This is a genomic window from Acidovorax sp. GW460-11-11-14-LB4 (genome assembly GCF_059423685.1).
Genome location: NZ_JBWKYJ010000057.1, coordinates 23,667 through 32,764 on the forward strand (window position 1 = coordinate 23,667; position 9,098 = coordinate 32,764).

Genomic DNA, 9,098 nt, shown 5'->3' on the forward strand with positions numbered 1-9,098 from the left:
CGCACGGGCTGGATCGGGGGCAACGAGAGATTTTAGAATGAGCGCTCCATGACTGCTCCTCTGTTGCACCCTTCGCTCACCCCCTTGTCGGCCCAAGGGCGTTTTTGGGCCTTGGTGCCCTGTGCAGGGGTCGGGTCGCGGGCCGTGCCGGCAGGCGCAGGCATGGCCCCTTCTGCTCAGCCTGTGCAGGCATCGACCGTGGCGGCTTTTTCGCCCACCTCAGCGCTGTCTGCCAATGCGCCCGTGGCGGTTGCCCCGTTGCCCAAGCAATACCACCTGGTGGCAGGCCATCCGATGGTGCTGCACACACTGGCTGCGTTTGCCGGAGTCGGGCGCTTGCTGGGTACGCTGGTGGCCGTGGCGCCGGGGGATCACTTTCTGGATGCCCATGCCCATCCCGCATTTTTTGTGGTGGAGTGTGGTGGCCCCACGCGTGCCGACACGGTGCTGGGTGGCCTCAAGGCGCTGCTCGATCGTGGTGCCCAGCCTGGCGACTGGGTGCTGGTGCATGACGCAGCGCGCTGCCTCGTGACCTCAGAGCAGATCGATGCGCTCATCGACCAATGCGCGGGCGACAGTGTGGGTGGCCTGTTGGCGCACAAGCTGGCCGACACGCTCAAGACTTCCATCGACGGCCCGGGTGGCGTGCGCGTGGCCTCCACCGTGGACCGCAGCGACAAGTGGCTGGCGCAGACGCCGCAGATGTTCCGCATCGGCCCGCTGATGGAGGCCATCGACAAGGTGGGCTCCAACGTGACCGATGAAGCCAGTGCGATGGAGGCCCTGGGTTTTCACCCCCGGCTGGTGCCCGGCGGAGCACAGAATTTCAAGGTCACTTACCCGGACGATTTCGCGCTGGCGGCTGCGGTGCTGGCCCAGCGTGCGCACAGCACCACGCTGGAACGCTTTGGCGGGGAGCGGGGGCAGGTGAGTACGGCCCCAGGCAAGAAGAATCTTTTTTAGTCAGCTGCGCATGGCGCTGCCCGCATCACTGGCGCGCTGACTGCGTTGCTCATCGAGGGAAGCCGTCCGACGTTCCCCGCGACTCCTCACACAAACCTTCACAAAGGCAGACAAATGAATTTCAGGATTGGAGAAGGCTGGGACGTACATGCGCTGGTGCCCGGCCGCCGCCTGGTGATTGGTGGGGTGGAGATCCCTCACCCGACAGGCCTGCTGGGCCACTCGGACGCCGACGTATTGCTGCACGCCATCACCGACGCGCTGCTGGGCGCGGCGGCACTGGGAGACATTGGTCGCCATTTCCCCGACACCGATGCTGCGTTCCGGGGCGCAGACTCGGGCGTGCTGCTGGCCGAGGTGGCGCGGCGGGTGCGCTCAGCGGGCTTTGAGATCGGCAACATCGACAGTACGGTTGTCGCCCAGGCCCCACGCCTGGCGGCGCACATCCCCGGCATGCGGGCCGCCATCGCCCGCGCGGTGGGTGTGGCAGAGGACCAGGTCAATGTGAAAGCCAAGACGGCCGAGCGCCTGGGCCCGGTAGGGCAGGGGCTGGCCATGGAGGCACGGGCCATAGCGCTGGTCTACCGGGCGTAAGCCGCAGGGGATTGGCCCGGCCTTTGGCGCAGGGTCTTGCAGCGCTCAGCTGCTGCTGCGCTCCACGATGGAAAAGCCGATGTCCACCACGGGCTGTGCGACTGCCTTGCCCTCGGCCCGGTCGGCAATCCACTGAGCTGCTGTCTGGCCCATGCGTGTGCCGTCGATGCGCACGGTGGAAAGAGCCGGGCTGACGGTCGCGGCAAAGTCGATGTCGCCAAACCCCATCACAGCGAGTTGCTGAGGCACTGCGATTGCACGGGCCCTGGCTTCGGTGAGCACGCCCAGGGCGAGCATGTCGGAGCTGCAGAACACTGCGTCGATATCGGGCACGTCGGCCAGCAGGGCTGCGAGCCCGGCACGGCCATCTGCGTGGGTGGTGGGTGATTTACCCAGTCGCACGGCGGGCGGGCGCAGACCCTGGTGCGCGGCGGCGTCCGCAAACCCCTGAGCGCGCCGCGCCGCGCGCTCGTCTCCGCCACTGAGCAGCGCCAGCCGTCGCCGTCCCCTGGCGAACAGGTGCTCGCACACGGCGGCGCCCAGCGCTTCGTGGCGCAGGCCGACCAGCATGTCGATGGGGGTGTCCGTGAAGTCCCAGGTTTCCACCACCGGAATGCCCGAGGCCATCAGCAACCGCCGCCCCTCGGGTGAGTGCATGACCCCCGTGAGCACGATCCCGTCGGGCCGCCGGCCCACGATGGCGCGCAGCAACTCGTCTTCGCGTGAACGGGCGTAGCCCACCTGGCCCACCATGACCTGAAAGCCGCGCAGTTCCAGCGCATCGGTGAGGGCCTGCACCATTTCACCAAACAGTGGCCCCGTGAGCGTGGGGACCAGTGCCGTCACCACATGGCTGCGCGCCGAACGCAACCCGCCTGCCACCAGGTTGGGTACATAGCCCAAAGTGGAAACGGCTTCCTGAACCCGTTGCCGTGTGCGCTCAGACACCTGCTGCGGCGTGTTGATGGCGCGCGACACGGTAATCATCGACACGCCTGCCCGTTCGGCCACCTCGCGCAGCGTGACCGCCGAGCGGTCGCGGCCGGAGGGTGGGGCAGTGCGGGCCGGGTCAGGAGCTTGCATGGTGGTGGAGTCTAAAGGGCGCGTGACTTCGGGCTGGCACCGTGCACACCCCTGCGCGAGGGCACTCCAGTGAAATTCGTCAACATAAGGGTTTTCACTATGTTGTCTGATGATGTTAACGTTAACATTTGCATAAATTGCAGAAATTTCCCCTTTTAGAGCAGAAATTCTGTGACTTGTACGATCTTTAAAGACCTCTTACCCACCGCCCGCTTTTCACCATGACCCCGCAAGAACTCAAAACCATCATGGGCTCCGGCCTGCTCTCGTTCCCCATCACCGACTTCGACGAGCAGGGCAACTTCCGCCCCAAGACCTACATCGAGCGCCTGGAGTGGCTCGCCCCCTATGGCGCCAGCGCCCTGTTTGCCGCCGGTGGCACGGGTGAGTACTTCTCGCTGTCCGGCCCCGAGTACAGCGAGGTCATCAAGACGGCCGTGGATACCTGCCGGGGCAAGGTGCCGATCATTGCCGGTGCCGGTGGCCCCACCCGCACGGCCATTGCCCATGCCCAGGAGGCCGAGCGCCTGGGTGCCCACGGCATCCTGCTGTTGCCGCATTACCTGACCGAGGCAGGCCAGGAAGGCCTGATCGCCCATGTGGAGCAGGTCTGCAAGAGCGTGAAGTTCGGTGTGATCGTCTACAACCGCGACCGCACCAAGCTCACGGCCGAGTCCCTGGCCATCCTGGCAGAGCGTTGTCCGAACCTGGTGGGGTTCAAGGACGGTGTGGGCAACATCGAGACCATGTCTTCCATCTACATGAAGATGGGTGACCGCTTCTCGTACCTGGGCGGTCTGCCCACGGCGGAGGTGTATGCCGCTGCCTACAAGGCGCTGGGCACGCCGGTGTATTCGTCGGCGGTGTTCAACTTCATCCCCAAGACGGCGATGGAGTTCTACAAGGCGGTGGCCAGCGATGACACGGCCACGCAGCACCGGCTGCTCAAGTCGTTCTTCATGCCGTACCTGGCCATCCGCAACCGGGTGGAGGGCTATGGCGTGTCGATCATCAAGGCGGGGGCACGCATCGTGGGCCATGACGGCGGGCCGGTGCGGGCGCCGCTGACGGACCTCAAGCCCCACGAGATGGAAGAGCTCAAGGCACTGATTGACAAGCTCGGGCCGCAGTGAACGCTGTCTGCGGATTCATTCCTTTCCTCATCCACCCCCGAGGCCCCGCAGAGGGCCTGCCATCACTACTTTCGGAGACACCCTCATGTACGTTGCCAAGAAACTGTTGCTTGTTGCTGCCGCCTGTGGCCTTGCCTTTGCCGCATCTGCGCAGACCGCCGCGCCTGCTGCCACCTGGCCCGATAAACCCGTGACCATCGTCGTGCCGTTCCCGGCCGGCGGTTCCACCGACATGGTCGCCCGCGCCATGGCCCTGCACATGGGCGACAAGTTGGGCCAGAACTTCGTGGTAGACAACCGCCCAGGTGCCACGGGCACACTGGGCGCGGGCATGGTCAAGCGCGCGCCAGCCGATGGCTACACGCTGCTGGTGTCGTCGCTGGGTGCCTTTGTCGTGGCGCCGCACTTGCTCAAGAGCGTGCCGTACGACGCCCTCAAGGACTTTGACTACATCACCGTTCCGGTACAGGCGCCCAACGTGCTGGTCGCAGCCCCCGGACAGAAGGCGCGCACCGTGAAGGAGGTGATCGCCCAGCTCAAGGCCAACCCGGGCAAGGTGAGTTTTGCCAGCTCGGGCAACGGCTCGTCAGACCACCTTTCTGCCGAAGTGTTCTGGCAGCAGAGTGGCACCGAAGGCCTGCACATTCCCTACAAGGGTGGCGCACCGGCCATCAACGACCTGCTGGGCGGGCAGGTGGAGTTCTCGTTCCAGAACGTGAACGCCGTGTTGCAGCACATCCGTGCGGGCAAGCTGCACGCCATCGCTGTGACGGGCGACAAGCGCAGCCCTGTGCTGCCGGATGTACCCACGCTGGCCGAAGCGGGCGTGGCCGGTGCTGAGGTGTACTCCTGGCAGGGCATGGCCGCACCCAAGGGCCTGCCGCCTGCACTCAAGAAGAAGCTCGCGGACGCAGCCATCGCAGCCATCAACGACCCGGCCGTGAAAAAGCGCATGCTGGACCAGGGCCTGGAGATTGTCGGCAGCACGCCCGAAGCCTTCACCGCCTACCAAGCGCGCGAATTTGCCCGTTGGAAGACCGTGATCGAGACCCGAAAAATCACCGCTGATTGAGCCCTGCCACGAGGCGCCGGGCGCGCCTCATCCTCGTTTTCTGACCACCATGACCAACTCTTCCAATCCTTCTGCCACCAGCACCCCCGTTATCACCGAGCTCCGCGTGGTGCCTGTGGCGGGCCACGACAGCATGCTCATGAACCTGAGCGGCGCGCACGGTCCATTCTTCACGCGCAACCTGCTCATCCTGCGTGACAGCGCGGGCAACACAGGCGTGGGTGAAGTGCCCGGCGGCGAGAAGATCCGCCAGACCATCGAAGATGCGCGACCGCTCATCGTGGGCCAGCCCGTGGGTCACCACAACGCCGTGCTCAATGCCATGCGCGCCCAGTTTGCCGACCGCGATGCGGGCGGGCGTGGCCTGCAGACCTTTGACCTTCGCATCACCATCCATGCCGTGACGGCGGTGGAGTCGGCCTTTCTCGATCTGCTGGGCCAGCACCTGGGCGTGCCCGTGGCCGCGCTGCTGGGCGACGGCGTGCAGCGCACATCGGTGCAAATGCTGGGCTACCTGTTCTATGTGGGCGACCGCACCAAGACCGATTTGGCCTACCGCACCGAGCCCGGCGCTGACAACGACTGGTTCCGCCTGCGCAACGAAAAGGCGATGACGGCTGAGGGCATCGTGCGCCTGGCCGAGGCCGCTTACCAGCGCTATGGCTTTGCTGACTTCAAGCTCAAGGGCGGTGTGCTGCGTGGCGAGGAAGAGGTCGAGGCCATCCGCGCGCTGCACGAGCGCTTCCCCGAAGCGCGCGTGACGCTGGACCCCAATGGCGGCTGGCTGTTGAAAGACGCCATCCGCCTCACGCGCGACCTGCATGGCGTGATGGCCTATGCCGAAGACCCCTGCGGCGCAGAAGGCGTGTTCTCGGGCCGCGAGGTGATGGCCGAGTTCCGCCGCGCCACCGGCCTGCTCACCGCTACCAACATGGTGGCCACCGACTGGCGCGAAATGGCGCACAGCCTGGCGCTGCAGTCGGTGGATATTCCGCTGGCAGACCCGCATTTCTGGACCATGGCCGGATCAGTGCGTGTGGCGCAGATGTGCCAGGCCTTCGGCCTGACCTGGGGCTCGCACTCCAACAACCATTTCGATGTTTCGCTGGCCATGTTCACCCACGTTGGCGCCGCTGCCCCGGGCCGCGTGACCGCGATCGACACGCACTGGATCTGGCAGGACGGCGAGCGCCTGACGAAGCAGCCGTTCCAGATCCGGAATGGTTTCATTGACCTGCCCGAGAAGCCCGGTCTGGGAGTAGAGCTGGACATGGACGAGGTTGAGCGCGCCCACCGCCTGTACCTGCAGCACGGCCTGGGCGCACGCGACGACGCGATTGCGATGCAGTACCTGATCCCCGGCTGGAAGTTCAACAACAAGTCACCTTGCATGGTGCGCTGAGGCGGTTCAAAAACACAAAGCCCTCCAGTGGAGGGCTTTGTGTTGGTGGCAGGGCAGGGGATCAGGCCATCCGGTCTTCCGCCCGTCGCCGGGGCAGCTGGCGCTTGACGGATGGGCGCTGCAGGCGCTGCTTGGGGTCCACGCCCTCGGGCAGGCTGGTGGCGCGCTGCAGTTGCAGGTGGGCCACCAGGCCTCCGGTGCTGGAGTTGGCCAGCGCAAAAATGCCGCCCATGCGCTGCACCGTCTTGTCCACAATCGACAGCCCCAGGCCTGCACCTGCCGCTGCCGTGCGCGCCGAGTCGCCCCGGAAGAACGGCTTGGTGAGGTTGGACAGCTGCTCAGGCGGCACGCCAGCGCCGTGGTCGCGCAACTTGATCAGCACCCAGTTTTCGCGGCTCTTGGCGGCGATGTCCACGTTGGTGATGCCCGTGTCCTCGTTCTTGCCGTAGCGCCGGGCGTTTTCCAGCAGGTTGGAGATCACACGGGCCAATTCCACCTCGTCTGCCAGCACGTTCAGGTCCTCAGGCACCGCCATGGTGATCTGCAGCTCGCGGTGGTCCTGCACCGCGTACACACACGACGACACCACCGCATGCAGGTTCACCGGGGTCAGCGTGACGTGGTCGGGCCGTGCGTAGTCCAGAAACTTGTCGATGGTGGCGTCTAGCTGCACGATGTCGGCCACCATGTGCTCGCGGGCCACTTCGTCGGTCACGCTCATCTCGGTTTCCAGCCGCAGGCGCGCCAGCGGCGTGCGCAGGTCGTGCGAAATGCCTGCCAGCATCACGGCGCGGTCCTGTTCCAGCTTGGCCAGCTTTTGGGCCATACGGTTGAAGCCGATGTTCACCTCGCGGATTTCGCTGGTCACCACTTCTTCGTCGAGGTGGCTGGCGGCAAAGTCACCGTCTTTGACGCGGTTGGCCGCATAGGACAGCTGCTTGAGCGGGCGGTTAATCAGCCGTGCAATGGCCGCAGCGCCGGCCAGCGACAGCGCGGCGGCCGTGATCAGCCAGATCAGCCAGGTGCGTCCCCCTGCCGGACTGAAGCGCGAGCGGTCCATCAACAGCCAGTTGGGGTCGCCGTTGATGTTGAAGCCGACCCACAGGCCGTTTTCCCCGTTCACGCTTTGCGCCACGATGGTGTCAGGGCCCAGGCGCATGGTCAACTCGTCGGTCAGGCGGTTGCCCAGGGCCGTCGGATCGAGCAGCGCGTACTTGTCCTTGGGCTCGCGCGGCAGGATGCGCACCCCCTCCTGGTCGGCCATGGTCTTGATGAGCGACACGCGCGCGATGGCGTCAGAGTGCACCAGCGCCGCGCGGCTCAGGTTCACCAGCGACGCAATCTGCTGCGCTGTCTGCAGCGTGCGCGGTTCAAACTCCAGCGCGCGCAGGGTTTGCAGCCACGCCAGGATGCTGCCCACCAGCAGCAGGGCCAGTAGAAAAAACGTGCGCCAGAAAAGGTTCAGACCGACGCGCGCACGCTGTTCCCGCGCCCGCCGAATGGCCTCCAGCGGGGCAGGGCTGGTGGCGTCGGAGGGGGCGGTGACAGACTTGCGGGACGAAGATCTCGGCTTGCCCTCAGTGTTGGCCATGAACTATCAGCTCGTTCCGTCCGGCACAAACACGTAGCCCACGCCCCAGACGGTCTGGATGTAGCGGGGCGCAGCGGCGTCCACTTCCACCAGCTTGCGCAGGCGCGATACCTGCACGTCCAGGCTGCGGTCGAAGGGCTCGAACTCGCGGCCGCGGGCCAGCAGAGCCAGCTTTTCGCGCGACAGGGGCTGGCGCGGGTGGCGCACCAGGGCCTTGAGCATGGCGAATTCGCCGGTGGTCAAAGGCAGTTCTTCGCCGTTGCGCTGCAGTGCGCGCGTGCCCAGATCGAAGGTGAAGGGGCCAAAGGTGACGACTTCGTTGTCGCCCGAGGGGGCGCCCGGGGCTTCCTGGGCGGGGCGGCGGCGCAGCACGGCGTGGATGCGGGCGAGCAGCTCGCGCGGGTTGAAGGGCTTGCCCAGGTAATCGTCGGCGCCCACTTCCAGGCCCACGATGCGGTCCACGTCCTCGCCTTTGGCAGTGAGCATGATGATGGGGGTGCGGTCGTTGGCGGCGCGCAGGCGGCGGCAGATCGACAAACCGTCTTCGCCGGGCATCATCAGGTCCAGCACGATGATGTCCACCGTCTCGCGCAGCAGCAGGCGGTTGAGGGCCTTGCCGTCTTCGGCAACCATGACTTCAAAACCCTCTTGGGTGAGGTAGCGGCGCAGCAGGTCGCGGATGCGGGCGTCGTCGTCCACTACCAGAACTTTGTCGGTGCGATTGGGTGTTGTGGCCATGTTGATCTCAAGTCCAATTTGTAACAGAGCCAATTCTGACCAGTTGGAACGCCGAAGTTCGGGTTTGGAGGCCGGGTTTGACCAACTGTTACAACATTTGCCCAGGTGCAGAACTTAGCAACTTCGCCCAAATTGGTGCGAACTTGGGTTCTCTTTCGCTCTCGATGTCCGCAATTGCTTTCAACAGGTCTGTTTGCGCCTGTTGGGCTAGATAAGCAACCTCTGACGCGTTCGGCTGGAGCTTTCCTTTTGCGATCGCAGACAACCGGCTGGCGGTGATTGCCATTTCCGTTGCCATCTGCTGCTGTTCCTTGCCTGAGCGGATTTTCGCAATAGCTATCAGTTCTGCAATACGCATAGTAAACTCCAATCGTTAAAATCGCGATCAATCGCTATAATCAATATCACGATCAATCGTGAATTGTGCGATTGATTTGAACTTTAACACCATGGAGCCACCCATGTCAGCCCTGCAGCTTCTTCTTCCTGAAATCGCCGCTCCCGAAGCGGCTAACGATTGCA

Annotated in this window: 9 protein-coding genes; 5 read left to right on the forward strand and 4 right to left on the reverse strand. The window is 64.8% G+C overall.

The features are described 5' to 3' along the window. The first annotated feature begins 48 nt into the window (after positions 1 to 48). Positions 49 to 963, forward strand: a complete 915-nt coding sequence (locus AC07X4_RS17865) for an IspD/TarI family cytidylyltransferase (protein ID WP_082522473.1) — start codon at positions 49 to 51, stop codon at positions 961 to 963. A gap of 114 nt (positions 964 to 1,077) precedes the next feature. Further along, complete coding sequence (gene ispF, locus AC07X4_RS17870) at positions 1,078 to 1,557, forward strand: 2-C-methyl-D-erythritol 2,4-cyclodiphosphate synthase (protein WP_494740834.1); 480 nt, start codon at positions 1,078 to 1,080, stop codon at positions 1,555 to 1,557. A 45-nt stretch (positions 1,558 to 1,602) separates the two neighbouring features. Here the strand turns inward: ispF and AC07X4_RS17875 are convergent, their stop codons facing one another. Beyond that, complete coding sequence (locus tag AC07X4_RS17875; protein WP_494740835.1) at positions 1,603 to 2,640, reverse strand: LacI family DNA-binding transcriptional regulator; 1,038 nt, start codon at positions 2,638 to 2,640, stop codon at positions 1,603 to 1,605. Positions 2,641 to 2,861: 221 nt separating this feature from the next. Here AC07X4_RS17875 and kdgD point away from each other — a divergent pair, with 221 nt between their 5' ends. The 3 genes from kdgD (at position 2,862) to gudD (ending at position 6,247) form a co-directional block, all read left to right on the forward strand. Continuing rightward, entirely contained in the window at positions 2,862 to 3,773 is a 912-nt protein-coding gene (gene kdgD / locus AC07X4_RS17880; RefSeq protein ID WP_056062529.1) for a 5-dehydro-4-deoxyglucarate dehydratase, read from the forward strand. An 85-nt stretch (positions 3,774 to 3,858) separates the two neighbouring features. Continuing rightward, positions 3,859 to 4,845 carry a Bug family tripartite tricarboxylate transporter substrate binding protein gene (locus tag AC07X4_RS17885; protein WP_494740836.1) on the forward strand — a complete coding sequence of 329 codons (987 nt, stop codon included), beginning with the start codon at positions 3,859 to 3,861 and terminating at the stop codon, positions 4,843 to 4,845. 49 nt (positions 4,846 to 4,894) lie between these two features. Then, a complete protein-coding gene (gudD, locus tag AC07X4_RS17890) occupies positions 4,895 to 6,247 on the forward strand; it encodes a glucarate dehydratase (RefSeq protein WP_494740837.1) in 1,353 nt (450 codons plus the stop codon). 61 nt (positions 6,248 to 6,308) lie between these two features. Here the strand turns inward: gudD and AC07X4_RS17895 are convergent, their stop codons facing one another. The 3 genes from AC07X4_RS17895 to AC07X4_RS17905 all read right to left on the reverse strand — a co-directional run bounded on the left by AC07X4_RS17895 (position 6,309) and on the right by AC07X4_RS17905 (position 8,934). Continuing rightward, positions 6,309 to 7,838 carry a sensor histidine kinase family protein gene (locus AC07X4_RS17895; protein ID WP_056064216.1) on the reverse strand — a complete coding sequence of 510 codons (1,530 nt, stop codon included), beginning with the start codon at positions 7,836 to 7,838 and terminating at the stop codon, positions 6,309 to 6,311. 6 nt (positions 7,839 to 7,844) lie between these two features. Continuing rightward, positions 7,845 to 8,576: an osmolarity response regulator transcription factor OmpR gene (gene ompR, locus AC07X4_RS17900; protein WP_015014739.1), complete on the reverse strand. Its 732-nt coding sequence runs from the start codon at positions 8,574 to 8,576 to the stop codon at positions 7,845 to 7,847. Positions 8,577 to 8,664: 88 nt separating this feature from the next. Continuing rightward, entirely contained in the window at positions 8,665 to 8,934 is a 270-nt protein-coding gene (locus AC07X4_RS17905) for a hypothetical protein (RefSeq protein WP_494740838.1), read from the reverse strand. Positions 8,935 to 9,098: the final 164 nt, after the last annotated feature.

Coding starts and splice junctions, on each gene's coding strand:
- AC07X4_RS17865 (WP_082522473.1), top strand. CDS start 49: ATGACTGCTCCTCTGTTGCACCCTTCGCTCACCCCCTTGTCGGCCCAA.
- ispF (WP_494740834.1), top strand. CDS start 1,078: ATGAATTTCAGGATTGGAGAAGGCTGGGACGTACATGCGCTGGTGCCC.
- AC07X4_RS17875 (WP_494740835.1), bottom strand. CDS start 2,640: ATGCAAGCTCCTGACCCGGCCCGCACTGCCCCACCCTCCGGCCGCGAC.
- kdgD (WP_056062529.1), top strand. CDS start 2,862: ATGACCCCGCAAGAACTCAAAACCATCATGGGCTCCGGCCTGCTCTCG.
- AC07X4_RS17885 (WP_494740836.1), top strand. CDS start 3,859: ATGTACGTTGCCAAGAAACTGTTGCTTGTTGCTGCCGCCTGTGGCCTT.
- gudD (WP_494740837.1), top strand. CDS start 4,895: ATGACCAACTCTTCCAATCCTTCTGCCACCAGCACCCCCGTTATCACC.
- AC07X4_RS17895 (WP_056064216.1), bottom strand. CDS start 7,838: ATGGCCAACACTGAGGGCAAGCCGAGATCTTCGTCCCGCAAGTCTGTC.
- ompR (WP_015014739.1), bottom strand. CDS start 8,576: ATGGCCACAACACCCAATCGCACCGACAAAGTTCTGGTAGTGGACGAC.
- AC07X4_RS17905 (WP_494740838.1), bottom strand. CDS start 8,934: ATGCGTATTGCAGAACTGATAGCTATTGCGAAAATCCGCTCAGGCAAG.